This window comes from Rhodococcoides sp. S146-33 (assembly GCF_059489205.1).
In genome coordinates this window covers 148,229-171,754 of sequence record NZ_JCAJWY010000005.1, presented here as the reverse complement: position 1 = coordinate 171,754, position 23,526 = coordinate 148,229, and the positions used below count along the sequence as shown (strand labels likewise).

Below are 23,526 nucleotides of genomic sequence, written 5' to 3'. Positions count from 1 at the left end.
AGCGATGTCCGATTCCCGCTAGCACTGACGGGGTTGCGCTGACACAGTAGGTACATGAGCAACGAACGGCAGGTGCAAGAACTGGACTTCGAGCGGTGTTATCGCGCGGTCTCCTCGCGTGACGCACGGTTCGACGGCCAGTTCTTCACCGCCGTTCGTACCACCGGCATCTACTGCCGCCCGTCCTGTCCGGCTCGGACACCCAAGCCCGACAACGTCTCGTTCCTGGCCACGGCCGCTGCAGCTCAACAATCGGGCTACCGCGCGTGCCGCCGCTGCCAACCCGACGCCACCCCCGGTTCCCCACGCTGGAACATCCACTCCGACCTCAGCTCCCGCGCGATGCGACTCATCTCCGACGGGGCTGTCGAGCGCGGCGGCGTCGACGGTCTCGCCAGCACCCTCGGCTACTCGAGCAGGCAACTGACGCGGGTATTGACGGCCGAGGTCGGGGCAGGCCCGCTGGCACTGGCCCGCGCGCACCGCGCTCACACCGCCCGAACTCTGATTCAGACCACCGACATGGCGATGGCCGACATCGCCTTCGCAGCAGGCTTTTCCAGCGTCCGGCAGTTCAACGACACCGTCAAGGAAGTGTTCGCGGTTGATCCGTCCACGCTGCGCCGCGAAGCACACCGCACCGCGGTGGCAACCACAGGTGGCACGGTCACGTTGCGCCTGCCCTATCGTCAGCCGCTGGACCGGGGCTGGATCGAGTGGTTCCTTCGAGGTCACGTGGTCGAGGGCATCGAGTCGTTCTCCGAAGACGGAGAATACGTCCGATCACTGCGCCTGCCGCACGCCGGCGGGTTGGTAGCCCTGCGGGTGTTGGACGGATTCGTGAGTGCCGCAGTGACATTGCAGGACATGCGTGACCTCGCTCCCGCCGTCGCCCGAATCCGCCACCTGCTGGATCTCGACGCCGATCCACTCGCCGTCGACGAGGCCCTACGCACCGACCCACAGTTGGCAGCGAGCGTCGAGGCTCACCCGGGAATTCGGGCCCTCGGGGTGGTCGACGGCGCAGAGATGCTGCTGCGCACCGTGATCGGGCAGCAGATCTCGTTGAAGGCTGCGGCCACCCACACCGCCCGGCTCGTCGACGCCCTCGGCACACCGCTGGACCTGGGCGACGGAACCGTCACCAGGTTGTTTCCCGAGCCCGCCGTCATCGCCGAACGCGGACACGAGGTCCTCACCGGCCCTGCAGCCCGCGTGCAGACCGTCATCCGCGTCGCCGACGCCATCGCGTCGGGAACCGTCGAATTGCATCCCGCGCGAGAGGGTCCCGAGCTGGAGCGAGAATTGCTTGCGCTCAAAGGAATCGGGCCGTGGACGGCTCGTTACGTCGTGATGCGGTTGCTCGGTGACCCCGACGTTCTCCTCGACACCGACCTGGTCGTTCGCCAAGGTGCGGCTGCGCTGGACATCTCGTTGAAGGACTCCGCCCGCTGGGCTCCGTGGCGTTCCTACGTCTCGATGCACCTGTGGATCACCGCACTGGAAAGAAGACAGTCATGACCGCTATGTCCGCCACCCAGGACACCCCGATCGGCCCGTTCACCACTATCGTCGACGACGATCAGCGCGTGCTCGCGTCGGGATGGACCGATGATGTCGAGGAGCTGCGAATCCTGATTCACCCGACGATGCGGCCCGACGCCGTTCGCAGTGCCGCCGACCTCGGTACGGTCACCGCAGCCGTCGACGCCTACCACCGCGGCGAGCTGACGCGTATCGACGAGGTGCCCGTAGCGCAACGGTCCGGCGAATTCTTGATGCACGCCTGGGATGTATTGCGCACCGTCGAGCCCGGAACTCCGGTGACCTACTCCGAATTCGCGGAGCTGTCCGGCCGACCCGCTGCCATCCGCGGTGCGGCGTCCGCCTGTGCGCGTAATGCCGCCGCGCTGTTCGTGCCGTGTCACCGGGTGGTCCGCATCGGCGGTGCCCTCGGCGGATTCCGGTGGGGGCTGCCCGCGAAGAAATGGCTGTTGGCGCACGAAGCGGCCTGAACGCTGCCGCGTCGGGTGGGCGGTGACCCACGGCCGAACGGTCCCGGGCGATATGGTTCTTCACGATCCGCCATCCGCCGACTGTGAGGAAACCCCCGTGACCGAATCGGCAGTGCCAGGAAAATCCACGGCCTCCGCCACGTCCGGCAAGGACCGCGGTGACCTCATCGGGGTCGGCGGCCTGTGGCTCGCCAAATGGTCGCTCATCCTCGTCTCGATCGCGGCCGGGGCATGGGTGTTCGGCTGGCTGATCGGTCATCTGTGGGTGATCCTGTTGCCGGTCCTGCTGGCGGTCATCGTCGCGACGGTCTTGTGGCCGCCTGCAAAGTTGATGATGCGGCTCGGATTTCCGCCCGCGCTGGCCGCGTCGGTCTCGCTCGTGGTGTTCTTCGTCGTCATCGGCGGCGTCATCACCCTGATCATTCCGTCGGTGGCCGAACAGGCCCCCGAGCTGGTGGACCAGGCATCGGGCGGCATTGCGCAGGTTCAGGACTGGCTGAAGGGGCCGCCGCTGAACATCGGTGACGACCAGATCGACACGGCCGTGTCGGCCATCATCTCGCGGCTGCAGGACAGCGGAGACGTCATCGCGACCGGCGTGTTCAGTGGCGTATCGGCGGCCGGCTCACTGCTGGTCACCCTGGCGTTGGTGCTGGTGCTGTCGTTCTTCTTCGTGAAGGACGGACCGAAGTTCCTGCCGTGGTTGCACGGATTCTCCGGTGGCCGCGCCGGACGCCATCTGGGCGAGGTGCTCTCGCGGATGTGGGCGACGCTCGGCGGCTTCATCCGAACGCAGGCCATCGTCAGCTTCATCGACGCCTTCTTCATCGGCCTCGGACTCGTCATTCTCGGCGTTCCGCTGGCGCTGGTACTCGCAACGCTGACGTTCCTCGGTGGGTTCATCCCGATCGTCGGCGCGTTCGTCGCGGGTGCGCTCGCAGTTCTCGTGGCCCTGGTGGCGAACGGGCTGACGACGGCGCTGATCGTGCTCGCCATCATCGTCGCGGTCCAGCAGTTGGAAGGCAATGTGCTGCAGCCGATTCTGCAGAGTCGAAGCATGAACCTGCATCCGGCGATCGTGCTCCTCGCGGTGGCGGGCGGCAGCTCGTTGTTCGGAATCATCGGTGCGTTTCTCGCGGTCCCGGCCGCTGCTGTTGCCGCAGTGCTGATCCGGTACCTGTCCGAACAGATCGACGCGCGCTCGAACGAACCGGACCAGGACGAACTCGAGGACGAAATCCCGCCGCCCGAGGGACTGACCGAGGAGCAGGCCGGTCTGGACGACGAGGGCGAGTCGAAGCCGGACAAGCCTGCTTCAGGTCAGGACGCGACGACCTGAAGCGTCGACCCGGTGCGCTCGCGTTTGACGTAGAGACGGCTGGGAATGCGCTGGCGCATCTCGTCGACGTGGCTGACTACGCCGACGACGCGGCCGCCTGCGCGTAGTTCGTCGAGGACGGCCATCACCTGCTCGAGCGTGTCGGCATCGAGGGTACCGAACCCCTCGTCGATGAACATGGTGTCGAGTACGACGCCACCGGATTCGGCAGCCACGACGTCAGCGAGGCCCAACGCCAGTGCCAGCGAGGCAAGGAACGCTTCGCCACCGGAGAGAGTCTTCGCCGAGCGGACGACGCCGGTGTAATCGTCGCGGATATCGAGGCCGAGGCCACCGCGCTTGCCCCTGGCACCCGCCTCGTCCGAATGGACGAATTCGTATCGACCCGAGGACATCCGACGCAGGCGCGCGGAGGCCGACTCGGCGACGTCCTCGAGCCGGGATGCGAGAACGTAGGACCGTAGCGACATCTTTCGTGCATTCTGCCCTCGCCCGGCCACCACGTCCGCCAGGTTGGCGAGCTCGTCGAATTCCGCGCGTTGCGGCGCGATGGCCTCGGCCGCAGTCGACAGTTCCGCGATCAGCCGTTCCAGATCGTCTGCGCGCCTTCGGGATTCCGCGACCGCGGCGGCAGCGGACCTGACCTGACTGTCGAGTTCGGCACAGGCCTGTCGCAACGGGTTCAGGTCCACCGGTGCGTGCCCGGCGACGGCAACGATGGCGGGCTCACGTAGTACGTGCTCGGCATGCGCTCGCCGCTCGTCGGCGGCGCGGAGTTCGGCCTCGATGTGCTCGACGCGATCGGCGGTGAGAGCGCACGCTGCCGCAGCCTCGACGGATTCAAAGCTCGATGCGGCAACACGTCGGTCCAGCTCTGCACGCAACGCATCGGACTGCGCGGTGGCATCGAGCCAGACGATCCGCGCCTCCTGAATTCGCCGTGCACCGTCGATCAAGGCCTCGCGCTCGGCAATTCGATCGATCAGCGACTCGCCCTCGCCCACTTCCTGCGACACCGACGCACGCATCTGCGCCAACGATTCCTCGGTGGCCGATATTCGCTCGTCCACGGCTACGCGTGAAGCGACGAGGTTGTTGAGCGTGACCGCCAGTTCGTCCTTCTCGCGGCGCAGTCGGCTCAGTTCCGCTCTCGCCGGGTCGGCATCCGCCGCGATCGCACGGGCATCCTGCACCGAACTCGTTGCGGTATCGAGGGCCTGAGTCAGCTCAGCGAGAGTGGCTCCCCCGGTGCGATCGTGCAGCAGGTCCACTGCGAGTCTGGCCTCGGCGACAGCCCCGACCGCCTGATCGAGGGCGGCGGCCGCCTTACGTTCGGCGGCGGCTGCCTTGTCTTCCTGCGCCTTGGTGACCGTCGACGTCGAGGCCGCTGCGGGGTGCGGATGCGCGGCCGATCCACACACCTGGCACGGCTCGCCGTCTTTCAGGCGGGCCGCCAGCTCTGCTGCCATCCCCTCGATGCGGCGCTCACGAAGATCGAGCAGGCGCTCCCATGCGGTGTTGTGTGCGGCAGCGGCGGTGTCACGCGAACGTTCGCACTCGACAAGCGCGGCACGCTTACGCACCAATTCGATTGCGGATTCAGCTGCTGCGCGGGCACGCTCGCAACGCTCCTCGAGGCTCGCTAACTGTGCCGCGGCGGCTTCGGCTCGCGCCGCCCGGGTTTCGGCGGCCACGATCTTCTCTGGCATCGAGGCCTGTCGCTGCTCGGTTTTCTCGATCTGCGCCACAGCGCTGCGTTGTTGCGCTCGATAATCGACCAGGGCACCGTCCAGCTTGTCTGCTTCGCGAACGACGCCGAGCAACGACTGCATCCTTGCAACGTCGGTGGTCCAGTCGCGCACGAACTGCGCGACGACGGTGCGCTCGTCCGCAGGATCGCCCGGCGCGGGTGGCCAATGCAGTGCGTCGTGAAACCGCTTGCCCTCCAGCGATGTCGGCAGCTCGCGCTCGGCTGCTGCCAGCGCGGCGGTAGCCGCCTCGCCCGCCGCGCGAGCCAGGGACAGGTCTGCAGCTGCTTCGGCGATCGGTCCTGCGGCCACGGAGTCGGCCAGCTCGGTTCTGCGCGCTGCCCGTGCCGACTCGCCGTCGTGGTGCTGTGCGAGCTGCTCCTCGGCGAGAGCGCGTCTGCGCTGCAGATCCAGAACCGTCGTGGCCCGAGCCAGCGCCTCGGACGCACGTCGAGCCGCCGCGTCGACCAGCACCGCGCGCCCTTGAGCCAGAGTCCGATTCTGGCGAGCGTCTGCCAGGACGTCGGCCGCCCAGTCGAGTTGTTCGCGGTCATCGGTGACGGGCTCGGGAACTCCCGATGCCTGCGATACCCGCCCCAGCATGATGTCGATGTGGTGGTGGGCATCGGCGAGACCGGCGGCCAACTCTCGGCGGCGCTGCGCTAACCACTCTTCGACATCACCGAATCGGCCTGTGTCGAAGAGCCTTTCGAGCAGGCTTCCGCGCTCGTCACTGTCGGCTCGCAGGAATCGAGCGAACTCCCCCTGCGGCAACAGCACCACCTGGAAGAACTGGTCGGCGCTCATTCCGAGCAACGCATTGACTGCATCGCCGATCTCGCTGAGCCGGGTGAGGTTCTGCCCGCGACCGTCGAGCCAGGTGAGACTGGCTTTGGCGTGTTGCTTGGTTGTTCCGGTACTTCTGAGCTTGGGACGCAGGAACTCCGGACTACGCACGATTCGGATGCGTCGTCCACCGAGGGTCGCCTCGAGGGTCACCTTCGGGACCGCTCCCACGGCCGCGTGGTCGGACAGCAGTCGCTTGCCCTCACGACGTGCTCCGGGAACGGTTCCGTACAGCGCGAACGCCACGGCGTCGAGCACCGTCGTCTTGCCGGCCCCCGTGTGCCCGTGCAACAGGAAGAGCCCGTCGGCTCCGAGAGCGTCGAAATCGACCGTCTCGGTACCCGCGAAAGGTCCGAAAGCGGTGATCTCGAGCGAATGTAGTCTCACGCAGCACCGCGGTCTGCAGCAGCACCGTCGGTGGCTTCGTCCTCGCGATGCACCGACGCCAGCGCCCGGGCCATCAATGCGGACTCCGCTGCGGTGGGCTCGCTACGCATGTCCGTCAGGAACGAGGTGGCGATGGCAAGATCACTGCGACCGCGCACCCGGTCGCGGTAGCGAAGCTCTCCCGACCCCTCGGGGCGACGCCACTCGAGGTGTATCGCGTGCCGAAACCGCTGCTGCAGCAATCGCATTGCGTCGACCGGGCGGACATCGTCGGTGAGCACGGCAGAGACGTAGTGATCCTCGACGTCGGAATAGGTTGCATCCGACAGCAATTCCTCGACCGTGCCTTCGATACGGGCGAGCCCGCGCACCACCGGCAGGTCGACCCGCTCGACAGTGCCGAGCCCGTTCGCATCGAGTTCGAGAATCCACACGGCCTTGCGGTGCGATCGCTCGCCGAACGAATACGGCAGCGGAGACCCCGAGTACCGCACTCGCTCGGTGAGAACCTGCGGAGAATGGAGATGACCGAGCGCCACGTAGTCGACACCGTCGAACGCCGACGCCGGTGCGGTTTCGATACCGCCGGAGGAAATGGACCGCTCCGAACCGGTCGCTTCACCACCGACGATGAACGCATGAGCAAGCACCACCGACCGAACATGCTGTCCTGCAGCGCCTCTCGACTCCAGATCACCACGAACGCGATCCATCGCGGCTCCGAGCACCTCGGCGTGGGTACGCGCTGCGGGAACATCGAGTTCCAGGCGGGTGGTCTCCGGCTCGAGGTACGGAATGCCGTAGAACGCAACGCCGCCGTGCTCGTCGTCGATCACGACCGGTGTCGCAACATCGCCCACCCGAGTCATCAGGTGCAGGCCTCCCGCCGAAGCGAACGCAGCACCGGCTCCCAGCCGAGCCGGAGAGTCGTGGTTTCCCGACGTCGCGACGATGACTGCACCCGCAGCTCGAATTGCCTCCAGCCCGCGATTGCAGACGAGTACGGCATCGGCGCTGGGCACAGCGCGGTCGTAGATGTCGCCCGGTACCACCACCACATCGATCGCTTGTGTCGCAACCAGTTCCGCGATGGACCCCAGCACTGCAGCCTGATCCGCCAACAGGTCGACACCGTGAAAGGTGCGACCTATGTGCCAGTCCGAGGTGTGCAGGATTCTCATGGGAACGACGCTATCGGGTGCCACCGACAAACTATTCGAGGCTTGTCGGCCTGTCGGACGTGAGCATCGACCCACAGTGTCGACCCATAGTGTTGCCCGACCGAACTTGTCGGTGCCGTACTGCACCATCGGCTCCATGAACATTCTCACGGCGCTCGGCCTGCTCGTCGCCCTCGGCATCGGAGCGGTGGTGGGCTGGTTGCTGCACGCCTCGCGGATGGGAGACAGAGCTGTCCGGGCGGAGGCGCAACTGGCTGCTCTGCGCGAGCACGAAGGCATGCTTCGGCAGTCGCTGAGCGCGGTCAACGAGGATTCCGCTCGACGCAACTCCACCGTGATCGGGCAACAGGTCTCGCACCTGGTCGAGCCGTTGCACGACGCCGTCGATGCCTTGTCCGAGCACGTCCGGCAAGTCGAGCACAACCGGATCCGGGCGTACGCAGGATTGTCCGAGCAGGTCACCGGCATGCATCGAGCGTCGATGCATCTGTCCACCCAAACCGGTCAGCTGGTGACGGCGCTGCGCGCACCGCAGATCAGAGGACGGTGGGGCGAGATTCAGCTCGAGCGGGTCGTCGAACTCGCCGGCATGCTCAAGCACTGCGATTTCGACACCCAGGTCAGCAAGGACGGCATCAGACCGGACATGGTCGTCCGGCTCGCCGGCGGTCGTCAGATCGTCGTCGACGCCAAAGTGCCGTTTGCGGCCTATCTCGATGCCGCTCAGGACGAGGACCCGGGCGTTCGCGAGAAGAACCTGCGTCGTCACGCCAAACAGCTGCGAACCCACATCGATCAGTTGGCCGACAAGGCGTACTGGGAGGCGTTCGAGCCGACGCCGGAATTCGTCGTGCTGTTCGTACCCGGCGACCCGTTTCTGGACGCGGCACTGACGTCCGACACCGGCCTGCTCGAGTACGCCTTCGGCAGGAACGTGATCCTGGCCACCCCAACCACCCTGGTCGCGCTGTTGCGCACGGTGGCCTACACCTGGAAGCAGGAATCGTTGGCAGAGGACGCGGCGCGCATTCAGCAGTTGGGGCGCGAGCTGTACACCCGCATCGGAGTCGTGTCGACGCACCTGGACAAGCTCGGGGCCAATCTCGGCAAGGCCGTGGACTCGTTCAACTCCACCGTCGGATCGGTCGACTCCAGAGTGAGCGTGACGGCGAGAAAACTGCACGAACTCGAGCTGTTCGACGCCGAGCCGGTGACGATCGGTCGGGTGGACGGTCGCCCCACACTGTCCGATTCGTCCCGCTACCGCCACGACTTCGGTCATGTCGACGATGCAGTCGGCTGAACTACGGCTAACCTCGAGGGGTGTCTACCTCCCAACGTGCCCGATCCGGGGTACCGCTGGATCACCGATCCATCCTCGCGACTCTGCCCGGTGTGCCCGCCTGGGGTGCCGTCGCGATTGCCGCGGGACTCACTTTCCTCGGGTTCCTCATCGATGCCGCCCGCGGCACCGAACTGACCGGCGCGTTCGCGTTCTTCTACATCCTCGGCTGCATCGCTGCCGTAGTGCTCGTTCGTTACCGCGGACTGTTCACCGCGATGGTGCAAGCCCCGCTGATCCTGTTCGTCGCCGTACCGCTGTCGTACCAATACTTCACCGACAACGCCGGTACCAGCCTCAAGGACATCATTCTCAACGTGGCGATTCCGCTGGTCAATCGCTTTCCGCTGATGCTGCTCGGTACCGTCGTGGCCGTCGGACTCGGAGCACTGCGCATCGTGCTCAAGCGGCAGAACACCCACGCTCCCACCCTGCGGCGCAGCCAGAAGGCCGAGAGCGCCGCTCGTCGCAGCCCGAAGACCGGCGACGACAAGCTCACCCGTGCGCAGCGCCGGGCTCAGGAAGAACGCCCCGAACGCACCCGCAGGCGCGCTACCCCGTCGGCCGATCGCAGCGCAGTGTCCGCTACCGAGGCCACCGACATCGTGTCGGAGCCGTACGTCGGACGAAGAGGCACCGACCCTCGTTCCGGTCCGAACCCGCGCGCGTCACGGGCCGTGGATCCGAGCGCCGGTCAGCGCCGCTCGTCCAGGGCGGTACCAGCGTCGCCAAGTCGACACTCCGGAACCGACTCACCTCGGCAGGAGCGCGCCAGGTCGGAGCACCAGAAGCCCGAGTACCAGCGCCCGCAATACCCACAGGCTCAGCCTCAGCAGCCTCAGGCCCGGTCGACACAGCGGCCGCAGTCGGGCGAATCTCGGTACTCGACCGAGCCAAGCCGCCAGCGGTCGGCCAAGGCCGAGCCTCCTCGCGAGGTCCCCAGGCCGTATTCCACCGGTCCCCGGCCCGTCGCCACTCCCCAGACCTCTCCACCCAAAAGGACCGCCTCATCGCTCGACGCGGACCAGGCTCCCGGCAACCACTCGCTCCCTGGTGCCCATCGGGACGACATTCCGCCGCATCCGGTGCCGCAGGTTCGCTATCGCGACCGCCACACGGACTGAACGAGTCCGGCGGGGGTCGACGGTCGCGGCGTAACTACCTAGCGAGCCGGACGAAGTTCGCGAGGAAGTGAGAACACCAGCGTCTCGTTGGCCGTGGTGACCGGTTGCACGTCGGCGTAGCCATGCTCGGCGAACAAGTCGATGACGCCCTGCACCAGTATCTCCGGCACCGACGCGCCCGAGGTGATGCCGATGGTCTCGACGCCGTCGAGCCAGGCCAGGTCGATCTCTTTGGCGTAGTCGACGAGGTAGCTCGCCCGTGCGCCGGCTCCGAGGGCAACCTCGACCAGACGCACCGAGTTCGACGAGTTCTTCGAGCCGACGACGATCACCAGATCGCATTCCGGAGCCATCGCCTTCACCGCGACCTGACGGTTCTGGGTGGCGTAGCAGATGTCGTCGCTCGGCGGGTCCTGCAGCGTCGGGAATCGCTCGCGCAGCTTGGCGACCGTCATCATCGTCTCGTCGACGCTCAGCGTGGTCTGCGACAACCAGATCACCTTGTTCTCGTCCCGGACGGTGACGTTGGCGACAGATTCGGGGCCGTCCACCAGCTGAATGTGCTCGGGAGCCTCTCCTGCGGTGCCTTCGACCTCCTCGTGACCCTCGTGGCCGATGAGAAGAATGTCGTAGTCGTCGCGCGCGAATCGCTTCGCTTCCTGGTGCACCTTGGTCACCAACGGGCAGGTGGCGTCGATGGTGCGCAGGTTCCGCTCTGCCGCAGAGGTGTGCACGGCCGGTGAGACGCCGTGCGCCGAGAACACGAGCAAGGAACCCTCGGGCACCTCGTCGGTCTCTTCGACGAACACCGCGCCGCGATCGGACAGAGTCTCGACCACGTGCTTGTTGTGCACGATCTCCTTGCGCACGTACACCGGCGCACCGTGCTGTTCCAGGGCTTTCTCGACGGTCTCGACCGCACGATCGACGCCTGCGCAATAGCCACGGGGTTCCGCGAGAAGCACTCGCTTACCCCCGGCGTACGCGGACTTACTCGCGCCGGCGGACTGTGCGATACCAAGATTCAAAGGAACGGCCGAAGACATGACTCCAGGATACGTGTCGAGCAGCAACGAGGTCGTTCCGCAGGCTCCACCCTTGCAAAGAGGTCGTTCCGCAGGCTCCACTCCTGCGCCTCGCTGCGTCTCCAGCCTGTCGGCTACCCAAAATTCACGACTTCGGGCACTCTTGTGGACATGACTCGAGTCCCCTTTGCAGCTCGCGTGGCCGCTGGCGTCGCAGTGACCGTGGTCGAAGAGGCTCGCAAGCTTCCCGGTTCCGCCCTCATGCTGCCGATGACGGTTGTCAGTGAAGCGCTGGCGCGCGGTATGCGATTCCAGCAGCAGGTGACGGCACTGGCAATCAAGGGCGATCTGATCATCGCCACTCTGCCGGTCGTCGGTACTCCGCGCGAGGAGCAGCCCGCGTGGGCCTCGTTCGACGAAGACGAGGACGATGCCGTCGACACCCCTGTGATCACCGACGACGTCGACGTACCCGATGCGCCCGTGGCCGAGCCGGTCGCTGCCAACGGCCGCTTCGCGTTGTACTCGACGCCTCCGCTGGACGAGCCCGTGCAGGACACCTCGGCCAAGCGAGCGCCGTCCGTCGACAAGCCCGAGATCGTCGAGATGATCGACTTCGACACCCTCGCACTGGCACAACTGCGCGCGCGGCTGCGCACTCTCTCGGTCGAAGACCTGGAGGCTCTGCTCGACTACGAGAACGACACGCTCGCCCGCGCACCGTTCCAGACGATGCTGGCCAACCGAATCACCACCGCCAAGGCCAAGTGAGCACTCCCCCAACCCAGTCCGGTCCCACCCAGCCTGGTTCCACTCAGGCTGCCGCGAGTTCCGCCGAACAGCCGTTACCGGTGCGTACCGTCGCCATGAAGGTCGCCGGCTGGATCGACAAACTCGGCAGTATCTGGGTCGAGGGGCAGCTCACGCAGATCAACGCCAGACCCGGCACCCGCACTGCCTTTCTGACACTGCGCGATCCGTCGGCCGACATGTCGTTGTCGGTGACATGTTCACCGCAGCTACTCGATCGCTCGCCTGTTCCGCTGACCGAGGGCGCACGCGTCATTCTCTACGGCAAACTGTCGTTCTTCACCGGGCGCGGAACCATTTCGTTGCGCGCCACCGACATTCGCGCTGTCGGTGTCGGCGAACTTCTCGCCCGCATCGAACGACTCCGAGCCCTGCTCGCTGCAGAGGGGTTGTTCGACCCACGCCTGAAGCGACCGTTGCCGTTTCTGCCCGGCACCATCGGACTCATCACCGCCCGGGCCAGCGCAGCCGAGAAGGACGTCCTCACCGTCGCCCAGAGGCGTTGGCCTGCTGTTCGATTCGAGGTACGTAACACTCCGGTCCAAGGACCCCAGGCGGTGCCGGCGATTCTGGACGCACTGAAAAACCTGAACGACGACCCCGCTGTCGACGTCATCATCCTGGCCCGCGGCGGCGGCAGCGTCGAGGACTTGCTGCCGTTCTCGGACGAGGCTCTGTGTCGCGCCATTTCTCGGGCCACCACACCGATCGTCAGCGCGATCGGTCACGAGCCCGACAGTCCGCTCAGCGACCACGTCGCAGACCTGCGCGCCGCAACGCCCACCGATGCCGCCAAAATCGTGGTTCCCGACGCCGTCGCCGAACAAGCGCTGGTGTCGGAGCTGAAGTCCAGAAGCGCTGCCGCCCTGCGCAACTGGGTCGAGCGTGAGGCACGCGGCCTCGATATGCTCCGGCACCGACCGGTGTTGGCAGATCCACTCGCCTCACTCGAGCAGCGACGTGAGGAAGTCCGACGCCTGACCGAGGCGGCCCGACGCGACGTACAACGCGAACTCACCACCCAGGACACGCTCGTCGAACATCTGCGGGCGCGGCTGTCGACGCTGGGGCCGGCTGCCACACTTGCTCGGGGCTATGCCGTCGTGCAGCGGGTGGTGGCGGGCTCCGATCCCGAAGTGCTGCGTTCGGTCGACGACGCGCCGCCGGGTACGCAGATCAGAGTGCGGGTGGCCGACGGCGCCGTCACCGCCGCAGTGATGGGCCGAGTGAAATGACGCCGAGTGAAACGACAGAGGGAGATTCGATGAGCGAGAACGAAGACAAGCCGGTATCGGAACTGGGCTACGAGGAAGCTCGCGACGAACTGGTGGGGGTGGTGCGGATTCTCGAGCAGGGCGGGCTCGATCTCGATGCGTCGCTGGCCTTGTGGGAACGCGGTGAGCAGCTGGCGGCGCGCTGCGAGGAACAGCTTGCCGGCGCGCGCAAGCGGATCGAGACCGCGCTCGCGAGCACCGAGAAGGACAGCTAGGGAGCGAGCGGTTCGGTGACCTCGAGGATCGACGCGAGAGTGGTGAAGTCCTCGGTGCTTGCGGTACCGCCCAGCAGTATTCGGACGTCACCGAAATCGGAGACCCAGTAGTTTCGGGAACCTTCTTCGCCGTAGACCACCCAGTCCCGACCCGACACGTTCTGTGCGCCCGACGCGTACGCCGTCTCACTTCCGGCCACGAACGGAACCAGCTGTTCCTCGGTCGCCGAAGACTGGGTCAGCTGCAAGTAGGCACCGGTACCGGTGATGTATCCGACAGTCGACACCGCTCCGCCGTTGTCGCCGGAGATGGTCGCGCGACTGCCGGAGTTGGGCGTCCAGCCCTCGGGAACACTCGGATTGCGCACCGGGAAACCGATTTCCGACGCGTCGTACTGCAACGCCGTGTTCACGTCGAAATTAGGGATTGGCCCCTGCTTGGGGCCGCCCGGACTCAGCGAGCACTGGCTGGCCACGCCTGCGATCAGCAAACACGCAATGACCAGCGGAATGAGCGACCAGACCATGTCGCGGTTGTTGTTGAGAATCCGGGGTTTGCTGTTCGCCACATCTCCAGTATCCCCTCTGTGCGGCAGTGCTCGGTCGGCGCGTGCCTCACAGTCGACCCGACCCCACCGCAGACATCACAGAAGTGAGATAATCGCGCCTGGGTAACACCCCACCAACCAGGAGGCTACAAACCGATGACGGCCAGCACCGAGTCCACTCGCGCCATGGCGCCAGATCGCAACCTCGCACTCGAACTCGTACGCGTCACCGAGGCCGGTGCACTCGCGTCGGGTCGCTGGGTCGGTCGCGGCGACAAGGAAGGTGGCGACGGAGCTGCAGTCGACGCCATGCGTCAGTTGGTCAGTTCTGTCTCGATGCGCGGCGTCGTCGTTATCGGCGAGGGCGAGAAGGACGAAGCGCCGATGCTCTACAACGGCGAAGAGGTCGGTAACGGCAACGGTCCCGACGTCGACTTCGCTGTCGACCCCGTCGACGGAACGACGCTGATGGCCAAGGGCATGCCCAACGCCATCTCGGTCCTCGCCGTCGCCGAGCGTGGCGCGATGTTCGACCCCTCCGCCGTCTTCTACATGGAGAAGATCGCCGTCGGCCCCGATTACGCCGACGTCATCGACATCACCGTCCCCGTCGCCGAGAACATCGCTCGGATCGCCAAGATCAAGAAGGGATCCGCGTCGGACGTCACGGTGTGCATCCTCGATCGCCCGCGGCACGCCGAACTGATCCAGCAGGTGCGCGACGCCGGATCCCGCATCCGGTTGATCTCCGACGGTGACGTTGCCGGTGCCATCGCTGCCGCCCGTCCCGACTCCGGCACCGACATGCTCATCGGAATCGGCGGCACACCCGAGGGCATCATCGCCGCCGCCGCGATGCGGTGCATGGACGGTGCCATCCTGGGGCGTCTGGCACCCACGGACGACGACGAGAAGCAGAAGGCCATCGACGCGGGCCACGACCTGGACCGCGTCCTCGACACCAAGGACCTCGTCTCGGGTGAGAACGTCTTCTTCACCGCCACGGGTGTCACCGACGGTGACCTGCTGCGCGGCGTTCGCTACGCAGGCGGCGGTGCACACACTCAGTCCATCGTCATGCGCTCGAAGTCCGGCACCGTGCGCATGATCGACGCATACCACCGCCTCGAGAAGCTGCGCGAGTACTCCTCGGTGGACTTCGACGCCGACGAATCCGGCCAGGCACCGTCCTTCTGATCCACGAAACCACGACTGGCAAAGTAAGGCTCATGACGCAGACAGACGAACAGCAGTTCCGGATCGAACACGACACCATGGGAGAGGTTCGCGTCCCCATCGACGCTCTCTGGCGTGCCCAGACGCAGCGTGCGGTGGAGAACTTCCCAATCTCGGGCCGCCCGCTCGAGCGCACTCAGATCCGCGCGATGGGCCTGCTCAAGGCAGCCTGCGCACAGGTCAACAAGGACCTCGGTCTGCTCGACGGCACGTTGGCCGACGCAATCATCGCGGCGGCCACCGAGATCGCCGACGGTAAGCACGACGACCAGTTCCCGATCGACGTCTTCCAGACCGGCTCGGGCACCAGCTCCAACATGAACGCCAACGAGGTCATCGCGTCGATCGCCAAGGCTGCAGGCGTCGAGGTGCACCCCAACGACCACGTGAACATGTCGCAGTCCTCCAACGACACGTTCCCGACGGCCACCCACGTCGCTGCGACCGAAGCGGCCGTAACCTCTCTGGTGCCCGCTCTGAAGCACCTGCACGAGGCACTCGCCGCCAAGGCGGTCGAGTGGAAGACGGTCGTGAAGTCCGGCCGCACCCACCTCATGGATGCCGTACCGGTCACCCTCGGCCAGGAATTCGGCGGCTACGCCCGTCAGATCGAGGCAGGCATCGAGCGCGTCGAGGCCACCCTGCCCCGACTGGGTGAGCTGCCCATCGGCGGCACCGCCGTCGGCACCGGCCTCAACGCACCCGACGGCTTCGGCCCGAAAGTTGTTGCGGAACTGGTCAAGTCGACCGGCATCGATGCACTCACCGCAGCCAAGGATTCGTTCGAGGCTCAGGCCGCACGCGACGGACTCGTCGAGGCATCGGGCGCACTGCGCACCATCGCGGTGTCACTGACCAAGATCGCCAACGACATTCGCTGGATGGGATCGGGACCTCTCACCGGACTCGGCGAGTTGGCCCTCCCCGACCTGCAGCCCGGCAGCTCCATCATGCCCGGCAAGGTCAATCCCGTTCTGCCCGAGGCTGTTACGCAGGTCGCCGCACAGGTCATCGGCAACGACGCCGCGGTGGCATTCGGTGGCGCATCGGGTGCATTCGAGCTCAACGTCTACATCCCGATGATGGCGCGCAACGTCCTCGAGTCGTTCAAGCTGCTCGCCAACGTCTCGGTGCTCTTCGCCGACAAGTGCGTCAGCGGCTTGGTTGCGAACGTCGATCACCTCAAGACCCTCGCCGAGTCCTCGCCGTCCATCGTGACGCCCCTGAACTCCGCGATCGGCTACGAGGAAGCGGCCGCCGTCGCCAAGCAGGCGCTGAAGGAAAAGAAGACGATCCGTCAGACGGTCATCGACCGCGGACTGATCGGCGACAAGCTCAGCGAAGCAGAACTGGACAAGCGCCTCGACGTCCTCGCGATGGCGAAGGTCAAGGACTAGCTTTCCCGTTCGCCTGCCGGACCCCTGAACGCGCCCGCCCCCGGTTGGATCAATGTGGGTTTCAGTCACTCTGACTGCAACAATGTCGCATTGATCCGCCGGGGGCGGGCGCTTTCGAAAGGGGCCGAACCTCAGGCCAGGTGTGCGAGTTCCTCGCGTGCCTTCAGTCCGTCCTCGCCCAGATCGGTGCGATCGAAGATTTTCCACTCGGCGAGCAGGGGCTTGAACACCTTCTCGCGTTCTTGGTCGGCGTCGTAGATGCCGGCTTCGGCGAGTGCAGCGGTGCTGTTACCGCGCTCGGGCAGGTCGACGACCGGAATCGCGAACCCGTTCACGCGGTCCGCGATTGCGCGCGCGGCCTGGTCCGGCACAACGGCAAAGGCCTCGTTCAGGATGTTGACGTAGAACGTCGACTGCAGGGCGTCGTCGTCGGCGATCTTGCCGAGGATGGTAGCCAGCACGGGATCCTTGCTGAGGGCGACGGTGTTGCGGTGACGCAGCGCGGCGGCAGCTTCCTCGATGGCGAAGTGGGCCAGGATGTCGAGCAGATGATGACTCGGCGCGTCGTAGCCGAGGGTCATGTGTTCCATCCGGACACGCTCGAGTGCCACCGGATCGACGGCGCGGGTGAGCACCAGGTAGTTACGCAGCACGATCGACTGTCGGTTCTCCTCCGACGTCCACCGGCCGGTCCACTTCCACCAGGCCCCGAGGCCGGTGAGCGCGTGAGCCAACTCGCGGTGGTAGGCCGGTAGGTTGTCGGCCACCAGGACTGCGACCGTCGAGGCCAGGATTTCGACATCACTGAGGTGCGACTGCTCGGGCGACCAGTCCTCGCCGCCGAGGAACGCGAAGTTCTTGCCGTCGTCGAACGGCGCGAGGTCATGGGGGTGCCAGTCGCTCGCGGCCTCGATATGGCGTCGTAGATTCTCTTCGACCGCGGGCTCCAAACGGACCAGCAGATCACCGTCGGACAGGTTCGTAGACATGCGATAACCGTAGCGCCTGCGCCCAAGCGCCCGACGTCGCGCCCCTGACCTCTGTGAATTCTCCCAAAGGCCAGGTCGATGCAGGTCTGTCCTCGGCCGTTGCGGACGGTATTCCCAGGAGTCACCGCTCTGCGATGGTGGCACTCTCTCGCGAGACATCCGAGACGAACACGGTCACAATGGACATCTTCGACGTCGACGAATTGAGGCGATTCACCAAGTGACAGACACACAGCAGGCAACGAAGATCGTGGAAGATCTGTTCGACGCGTTGAGGCTTCGCGACACCGATCGCGCACTGGCCCTACTCGACAATCGCGTCGTGTGGCACAACGTGGGGCTTCCAAAGGTGCGCGGCACCTCCAACGTCGGCAGATTCCTGGCGCTGCTGGCCAAGCCGACCTTTGGATTCGATGTCGTCATGCACAACATCGCGGCCGATGGAGACATCGTTCTCACCGAGCGAACCGACGCCCTGATCTGGCGTCGAATCAGAATCGAATTCTGGGTGTGCGGCACATTCGAGGTGCGCGACGGCCGAGTGGCCGTGTGGCGAGATTACTTCGACACTACCGATTTTCTCAAAGGTGTTGCGCGAGGGTTATTTCGAGCGCTGACCGGCCGGTGACCCATGTGCACGGAACTTCGTAGTGGGCTACGAAGTTCCGTGCACGTGGGCGCAGCGCTCAGGCTCCTGACGGACCGAACTCTTCCAGCATCTCCGTCACCAGTGCGGCGATCGGTGAACGCTCGCTACGGGTGAGCGTGATGTGCGCGAAAAGCGGGTGCCCCTTCAGCTTTTCGATGACGGCAGCTACGCCGTCGTGCCGCCCGACACGAAGGTTGTCTCGCTGCGCGACGTCATGGGTGAGTACGACGCGTGAGCCGCTACCGAGCCTGGACAGGACCGTCAGCAGCACGTTGCGCTCGAGCGACTGTGCCTCGTCGACGATGACGAAGGAATCGTGCAGCGATCGACCGCGAATGTGCGTCAGTGGCAACACTTCCAGCATTCCGCGGGCGATGACCTCCTCCATGACCTCCGGGCTCGCGAGCCCTTCGAGGGTGTCGAACACCGCCTGACCCCACGGCCCCATCTTTTCGCTCTCGCTGCCGGGGAGATAGCCGAGCTCCTGGCCGCCGACGGCGTACAGAGGCCGGAAGACAACAACTTTCCGATGCGAGCGACGTTCGAGGACTGCCTCGAGACCGGCGGTCAGCGCCAGAGCGGACTTACCGGTGCCTGCCTTTCCACCGAGCGAGACGATGCCGATGCTCTCGTCGAGCAGCAGATCCAGCGCCACTCGCTGTTCCGCCGAACGACCGTGCAGACCGAACGCCTCTCGCTCACCGCGCACGAGCTGAATCTGCTTGTCGGGCGTGACGCGGCCCAGCGCACTCTGCCGTCCGGCAAGCAGTCGAACTCCCGTGTGGCACGGTAGGTCTCGCGCCTCGGCCAGGTCGATGACTCCGTCGTTGAACAGTGTGTCGACCGCGTCGGACGGTACGTCCAGCTCGGTCATGCCGGTCCAGCCGGACGGCACCACATCGTGAGCGTGGTACTCGTCGGCGGGAAGCCCGACAGCACCGGCCTTGACGCGCAGCGGGATGTCTTTGCTGACCAACACCACATCCTTGCCCTCGGCCGCCAGGTTGAGGGCGCACGCGAGGATCCTGGAGTCGTTGGAGTCGGTACGGAACCCGACGGGAAGCACCGAAGGATCGGTGTGATTGAGCTCGACTTGCAGTGTGCCACCTGATGTTCCGATGGGAACCGGCTGGTCGAGTCGGCCGAATTCGACGCGAAGGTCGTCGAGCATGCGCAAGGATTCCCGCGCGAACCATCCCAGTTCGTGATGGTGGCGTTTGCCCTCCAACTCGCTGATCACGATCAACGGAAGTACCACATTGTGCTCGGCGAACCGGATGACTGCCCACGGATCCGACAGCAGGACCGAGGTATCGAGCACGAATGTCCGAAGAGGGGCGGAAACGGAGCGTGAAGTGGTCACGTGGGGCTCCTACGTCTGCGCGGCACCGCGCAAACTCTGTCGCTCGGCCGGTCGGGTCCGATGTGTCAGGTGACACGAGGACCGGGTACCGGCCCTCTCGCGCTCACTAGCTCAGTCACGTATCAGAACCTCCCGCACAGGCAACTTCCCCGCTGCCTGTTACTGCCGACGGTACCGCCGAAACCCAGGTTCGGCTCGCTAAGTGTCTGGCGTGTCGGTGAACAACGCGTTACGTCGACGTCGCCCCAGGTCGGCCGGCAGCCGGTGCTGAAAGTGCCCTCCCAGGTTGAATCAATGTGGCTTTGTTGCACTCAGATCGACTGAAAGCCACATTGATCCGACCGGGGTGGGTGTGAATCAATGAACCACTGCATACGTCTGAGCGGTGCAAGGGTCCATTGACGCGGACCGGGGTGAGCAAGGGTAGGTCGGCGAACCAGGGTCAGCCCAGCAATCCCCAGTCCTCGAGGCCCTCGTACAGCGGCTTGCTCTGCGCCAGTTTCACGACGCGTTCCTTGAGAGCGTCGGTGGCCTGACCCGTGGCAAGCGCGGTACCGATGATGTCGGCGACCTCGGTGAACTCGGCCTCACCGAATCCCCGAGTTGCCAGTGCACCGGTGCCGATGCGCAGGCCCGAGGTGACCATCGGCGGACGCGGGTCGAAGGGCACAGCGTTGCGGTTGACGGTGATCCCGACCTCGTGCAGCAGGTCTTCGGCCTGCTGGCCGTCGAGCTCGGAGTTGCGTAGGTCGACGAGTACCAGGTGGACGTCGGTGCCGCCGGTGAGGACCGAGACACCCTTGTCGGCGACGTCGGCACCGGTGAGGCGCTCGGCGAGCAGCGAGGCACCGAGCAGGGTGCGCTCCTGGCGCTCCTTGAACTCCGGCGTCGCGGCGATTTTGAAGGCGACGGCCTTGGCAGCGATGGCGTGCATCAGCGGCCCGCCCTGCTGTCCGGGGAACACTGCGGAGTTGAGCTTCTTGGCCCATTCCTTCTTGGCCAGGATGATGCCGGAGCGGGGTCCGCCGAGGGTCTTGTGCACGGTGGAGGAGACGACGTCGGCGTAGGGCACGGGCGAGGGGTGCACCCCTGCTGCGACGAGTCCAGCGAAGTGCGCCATGTCGACCCACAGCAGCGCTCCGACCTCGTCGGCGATGGAACGGAAGGCCGCAAAATCCTGGTGGCGCGGGTACGCGGACCAGCCGGCGATGAGCACCTGAGGCTTCGCGGCGATGGCCTGCTTGCGCACCTCGTCCATGTCGATCCGGTGGTCTTCCTTCGACACCCCGTAGGACTCGACCTCGTAGAGCTTGCCCGAGAAGTTGAGCTTCATGCCGTGGGTGAGGTGGCCGCCGTGCGCGAGATCGAGGCCCATGATCTTGTCGCCCGGGTTGATCAGCGCCATCAGCACCGCGGCGTTCGCCTGTGCGCCTGCGTGCGGCTGCACGTTGGCGAACTCGGCACCGAAGAGTTCCTTGGCGCGGTTGCGTGCGAGATCCTCGACGATGTCGACGTGCTCGCAACCGCCGTAGTAGCGACGTCCGGGGTAACCCTCGGCGTACTTGTTGGTCAAGACACTGCCCTGGGCCTGCAGAACCGCACGAGGAACGAAGTTCTCCGACGCGATCATTTCCAACGTGTCACGCTGACGTCCCAACTCACCGGCCATCGCCTCGGCGACCTCGGGATCGAGTTCGGCCAGTGACAGGTTGTTGACGTCAGTCATAACGAAAGTCTCCAAGGGACAGCAGAATGAGAGGGGCGAGACCCAGTTTACGAGACGCGTACTGCGCCCGGTGTCAGTGGCTCGTCGAGGAGCCTGCCGAACAGCTGCGCGCGCTCGCTGACGGTCGTTCCCTGATCCAGCCAACCGGCCAACAGCTTGTAGCCCTCGACGTAGGTGCTGATGTACGCCCGCCACAGCGGGGAGGACAGGAAGCGCAGGCTGTGCCGGGCGCGCTGCGGCGATGCCAACGACCACCGCTCCAGGTAAGCGGCCACGTCGTCCTCGCTCTTGTGCTGGTCGTGCAGCAACAGCGCGGCGTCCTGACGAACCCCCAACAACTGGCTCGACGCAGCAGAGAGTCGCTCGGCCTTCTCACCGTCGAAGCGCAGTCCGAGGTCGGCATAGATCTCCTGCGCCCACGCGCCCCAGCCTTCGCCGACGATCGCCCCGAGAGCATGGTCGGCCAGTCCCTCGGCCATCAGGCACTGCGGAGTGTTGACCACGAACAGCGTCTGCTCGAGCTGCCCTGCGCCGACGAGCCCGGTTTCCTTCCGGCAGTGCTCGGTGTGGTGGCCGGGGTACGACTCGTGCGCGATGAGGTGCGGCAGATTGGCCATCTGCTGCTCGATGTCGGAGTTGATCGCGACGGTGGACTGGAAGTCGCCGAGGTAGTAGTTGAATCCGGACCAGGGCTTGTCGCCGACGACCTCGTAGGTGACCTTCTCGGTGTCGGGCAACGTGTACTCGGCGCGGACGCGGTCGCGTAGCGCGGAGGAGAACGCCTCGACGCAGTCCTGCAGGCGGTCGGCGGGGATGACGTCAGCGCGGCGATGGGCGATCAACCGTTCGCTCAACGAACCCGGCCCGGCGAGGACCTCGTCCATCTTGCGGTGGGCCTGCAGGTACTGGTCCTGATCGCCCGCGGAGATTCGGACGTCGAAGTATGCGTACACCTCGTCGACGAAGCCGATGTCCTCGCCGGCGAACTTGCGCGCGGAGCATTCGAGGGCGCGTAGGTGTACGTCGAGGAACGTCGTGCGCTCGGGCGTCAGATCGACGTTGCCGAGCTCCGCCCGCAGTGTCTGTGCTCGACGGACCAGCTCACGAGGCTCGGGTGCCGGGGCGTTCTCGGTGATGCGACGCAACTCGGGATCGCCGGTGTACGCGTCGACGAATCCGTCTTCGAGCCGGTCGAAACTCAGGCCCAGCAGCAGGTATTCACGAACGAGGGAAGCAGCATCCATACCCGAACCCTAGTACGGCGAACGACCCCGCCCGTGCGCGAACGTCAGCGACCGAGCACAATCTGAAGCCATGCGACTTCCGGACTCATCGTGCGCCTTTTGCGTACCCCCAAGTACGCAAAAGGCGCACGAGGGGAGTCGCGCGTGAGTGAGTCCAGCCCGTACGTCGAGTTCGACCGTGTGCAGTGGCGCACGCTGCGCCAATCCACGCCCTTGGTGCTCACCGAGGAAGAGCTGATCGGGCTGCGCGGTCTCGGTGAACAGATCGACCTCGACGAGGTGGCCGAGGTCTACCTACCCCTGGCGCGTTTGATCCACCTCCAGGTCGCGGCCCGGCAGCGGCTCTTCGCAGCGACTGCGACCTTCCTCGGCGAAAAGCATCCCGATCGTCAGGTCCCCTTCGTCATCGGTGTCGCGGGCAGCGTCGCCGTCGGCAAGTCGACGACAGCCCGTGTGCTGCAAGCACTCCTGGCCCGGTGGGACCATCATCCGCGGGTCGACCTGGTCACCACCGACGGATTCCTGTATCCGACGGCCGAGCTCATGCGTCGAGGAATCTTGCACCGCAAGGGTTTTCCCGAGAGCTACGACAGGCGCAAACTCCTCAGGTTCGTCACCGAGGTCAAATCCGGTACCGAGGAGGTCGGCGCGCCGGTCTATTCACACGTCTCGTACGACATCGTCAAGGGCCAGTACCACATGGTCCGGCAACCCGACATCCTGATCGTGGAGGGGCTCAACGTATTACAGACCGGACCGCGATTGATGGTCTCGGATCTGTTCGACTTCTCGATCTACGTCGACGCGCGCATCGAGGACATCGAGAGCTGGTACGTCAAACGCTTTCTCGCGTTACGGAAGACGTCGTTCACCGATCCGTCCTCGCATTTCCACCATTACGCCGGCCTGTCCGACGACCACGCGCAGATCGCCGCGGAGGATCTGTGGCATTCGATCAACCTGCCGAACCTGGTGGAGAACATCCTGCCGACCCGGCCGCGCGCGACCATGGTGTTGCGCAAGGACAACGACCATACGATCAACAGGCTGCGCCTGCGAAAGTTGTAG

The 23,526-nt window shown here is 65.5% G+C and carries 21 protein-coding genes; 13 read left to right on the top strand and 8 right to left on the bottom strand.

All coding sequences use genetic code 11. The features are described from left to right. Positions 1-54: 54 nt before the first annotated feature. The 3 genes from AC5WEY_RS20435 (at position 55) to AC5WEY_RS20425 (ending at position 3,354) form a co-directional block, all read left to right on the top strand. The gene (locus tag AC5WEY_RS20435; protein WP_495647279.1) at positions 55-1,521 is read left to right on the top strand and encodes an AlkA N-terminal domain-containing protein; all 1,467 of its coding nucleotides are present in this window, start codon (positions 55-57) and stop codon (positions 1,519-1,521) included. Beyond that, positions 1,518-2,015, top strand: a complete 498-nt coding sequence (locus tag AC5WEY_RS20430; RefSeq protein ID WP_057475315.1) for a methylated-DNA--[protein]-cysteine S-methyltransferase — start codon at positions 1,518-1,520, stop codon at positions 2,013-2,015. The genes AC5WEY_RS20435 and AC5WEY_RS20430 overlap by 4 nt, the downstream gene beginning before the upstream one ends. Positions 2,016-2,112: 97 nt before the next feature. Continuing rightward, positions 2,113-3,354, top strand: coding sequence for an AI-2E family transporter (locus tag AC5WEY_RS20425; protein WP_495647278.1), 1,242 nt, complete (start codon positions 2,113-2,115; stop codon positions 3,352-3,354). Here AC5WEY_RS20425 and AC5WEY_RS20420 read toward each other — a convergent pair. Both AC5WEY_RS20420 and AC5WEY_RS20415 read right to left on the bottom strand, forming a co-directional pair. Then, on the bottom strand, positions 3,336-6,335 hold the full coding sequence (locus tag AC5WEY_RS20420) for an AAA family ATPase (RefSeq protein ID WP_495647277.1): 3,000 nt from the start codon (positions 6,333-6,335) through the stop codon (positions 3,336-3,338). The genes AC5WEY_RS20425 and AC5WEY_RS20420 overlap by 19 nt on opposite strands. Beyond that, positions 6,332-7,516, bottom strand: a complete 1,185-nt coding sequence (locus AC5WEY_RS20415) for an exonuclease SbcCD subunit D (protein WP_495647276.1) — start codon at positions 7,514-7,516, stop codon at positions 6,332-6,334. Before AC5WEY_RS20415 ends, AC5WEY_RS20420 begins: the two co-directional genes overlap by 4 nt. A 136-nt stretch (positions 7,517-7,652) precedes the next feature. Here AC5WEY_RS20415 and AC5WEY_RS20410 point away from each other — a divergent pair, with 136 nt between their 5' ends. Further along, positions 7,653-8,819 carry a DNA recombination protein RmuC gene (locus AC5WEY_RS20410; RefSeq protein ID WP_495647275.1) on the top strand — a complete coding sequence of 389 codons (1,167 nt, stop codon included), beginning with the start codon at positions 7,653-7,655 and terminating at the stop codon, positions 8,817-8,819. 20 nt (positions 8,820-8,839) lie between these two features. Then, a complete protein-coding gene (locus AC5WEY_RS20405) occupies positions 8,840-9,982 on the top strand; it encodes a DUF6542 domain-containing protein (protein ID WP_495647274.1) in 1,143 nt (380 codons plus the stop codon). A 38-nt stretch (positions 9,983-10,020) separates the two neighbouring features. Here AC5WEY_RS20405 and AC5WEY_RS20400 read toward each other — a convergent pair whose 3' ends face one another. Further along, on the bottom strand, positions 10,021-11,028 hold the full coding sequence (locus AC5WEY_RS20400; protein ID WP_057475311.1) for a 4-hydroxy-3-methylbut-2-enyl diphosphate reductase: 1,008 nt from the start codon (positions 11,026-11,028) through the stop codon (positions 10,021-10,023). 150 nt (positions 11,029-11,178) lie between these two features. Between AC5WEY_RS20400 and AC5WEY_RS20395 the strand changes: the two genes are divergently transcribed. From AC5WEY_RS20395 to AC5WEY_RS20385, 3 genes are all read left to right on the top strand, one after another. Beyond that, positions 11,179-11,778 carry a lipid droplet-associated protein gene (locus AC5WEY_RS20395; RefSeq protein ID WP_495647273.1) on the top strand — a complete coding sequence of 200 codons (600 nt, stop codon included), beginning with the start codon at positions 11,179-11,181 and terminating at the stop codon, positions 11,776-11,778. Positions 11,779-11,873: 95 nt separating this feature from the next. Further along, complete coding sequence (gene xseA / locus AC5WEY_RS20390; protein WP_495647357.1) at positions 11,874-13,052, top strand: exodeoxyribonuclease VII large subunit; 1,179 nt, start codon at positions 11,874-11,876, stop codon at positions 13,050-13,052. Between the two features lie 29 nt (positions 13,053-13,081). Beyond that, complete coding sequence (locus AC5WEY_RS20385; protein ID WP_156399342.1) at positions 13,082-13,306, top strand: exodeoxyribonuclease VII small subunit; 225 nt, start codon at positions 13,082-13,084, stop codon at positions 13,304-13,306. On the opposite strand, the gene AC5WEY_RS20380 is transcribed toward AC5WEY_RS20385, so the two are convergent. Further along, on the bottom strand, positions 13,303-13,875 hold the full coding sequence (locus AC5WEY_RS20380; protein ID WP_495647272.1) for a DUF4245 domain-containing protein: 573 nt from the start codon (positions 13,873-13,875) through the stop codon (positions 13,303-13,305). The genes AC5WEY_RS20385 and AC5WEY_RS20380 overlap by 4 nt on opposite strands. A 135-nt stretch (positions 13,876-14,010) precedes the next feature. Here AC5WEY_RS20380 and glpX point away from each other — a divergent pair, with 135 nt between their 5' ends. Both glpX and AC5WEY_RS20370 read left to right on the top strand, forming a co-directional pair. Further along, positions 14,011-15,051 (top strand): class II fructose-bisphosphatase, encoded by a 1,041-nt coding sequence (gene glpX / locus AC5WEY_RS20375; RefSeq protein ID WP_057475308.1) that lies wholly within the window; start codon positions 14,011-14,013, stop codon positions 15,049-15,051. 32 nt (positions 15,052-15,083) lie between these two features. Beyond that, a complete protein-coding gene (locus tag AC5WEY_RS20370; protein WP_057475307.1) occupies positions 15,084-16,487 on the top strand; it encodes a class II fumarate hydratase in 1,404 nt (467 codons plus the stop codon). A gap of 131 nt (positions 16,488-16,618) precedes the next feature. Here AC5WEY_RS20370 and AC5WEY_RS20365 read toward each other — a convergent pair whose 3' ends face one another. Further along, a complete protein-coding gene (locus AC5WEY_RS20365; protein ID WP_057475306.1) occupies positions 16,619-17,476 on the bottom strand; it encodes an acyl-ACP desaturase in 858 nt (285 codons plus the stop codon). 53 nt (positions 17,477-17,529) lie between these two features. Here AC5WEY_RS20365 and AC5WEY_RS20360 point away from each other — a divergent pair, with 53 nt between their 5' ends. Together AC5WEY_RS20360 and AC5WEY_RS20355 are read left to right on the top strand one after the other, a co-directional pair. Then, positions 17,530-17,700 (top strand): hypothetical protein, encoded by a 171-nt coding sequence (locus AC5WEY_RS20360; RefSeq protein ID WP_495647271.1) that lies wholly within the window; start codon positions 17,530-17,532, stop codon positions 17,698-17,700. Next, positions 17,697-18,104, top strand: coding sequence for a limonene-1,2-epoxide hydrolase family protein (locus AC5WEY_RS20355; RefSeq protein WP_495647270.1), 408 nt, complete (start codon positions 17,697-17,699; stop codon positions 18,102-18,104). The genes AC5WEY_RS20360 and AC5WEY_RS20355 overlap by 4 nt, the downstream gene beginning before the upstream one ends. Positions 18,105-18,162: 58 nt before the next feature. On the opposite strand, the gene phoH2 is transcribed toward AC5WEY_RS20355, so the two are convergent. From phoH2 to AC5WEY_RS20340, 3 genes are all read right to left on the bottom strand, one after another. Beyond that, on the bottom strand, positions 18,163-19,488 hold the full coding sequence (phoH2, locus tag AC5WEY_RS20350; RefSeq protein WP_170945933.1) for an RNA 5'-3' helicase PhoH2: 1,326 nt from the start codon (positions 19,486-19,488) through the stop codon (positions 18,163-18,165). Between the two features lie 442 nt (positions 19,489-19,930). Continuing rightward, complete coding sequence (gene glyA / locus AC5WEY_RS20345) at positions 19,931-21,214, bottom strand: serine hydroxymethyltransferase (RefSeq protein WP_057475305.1); 1,284 nt, start codon at positions 21,212-21,214, stop codon at positions 19,931-19,933. A 47-nt stretch (positions 21,215-21,261) separates the two neighbouring features. Continuing rightward, on the bottom strand, positions 21,262-22,458 hold the full coding sequence (locus AC5WEY_RS20340) for a DUF885 domain-containing protein (RefSeq protein ID WP_495647269.1): 1,197 nt from the start codon (positions 22,456-22,458) through the stop codon (positions 21,262-21,264). A 99-nt stretch (positions 22,459-22,557) separates the two neighbouring features. On the opposite strand from AC5WEY_RS20340, the gene coaA reads away from it, so the two are divergent. Further along, positions 22,558-23,526, top strand: coding sequence for a type I pantothenate kinase (coaA, locus tag AC5WEY_RS20335; protein WP_057475513.1), 969 nt, complete (start codon positions 22,558-22,560; stop codon positions 23,524-23,526).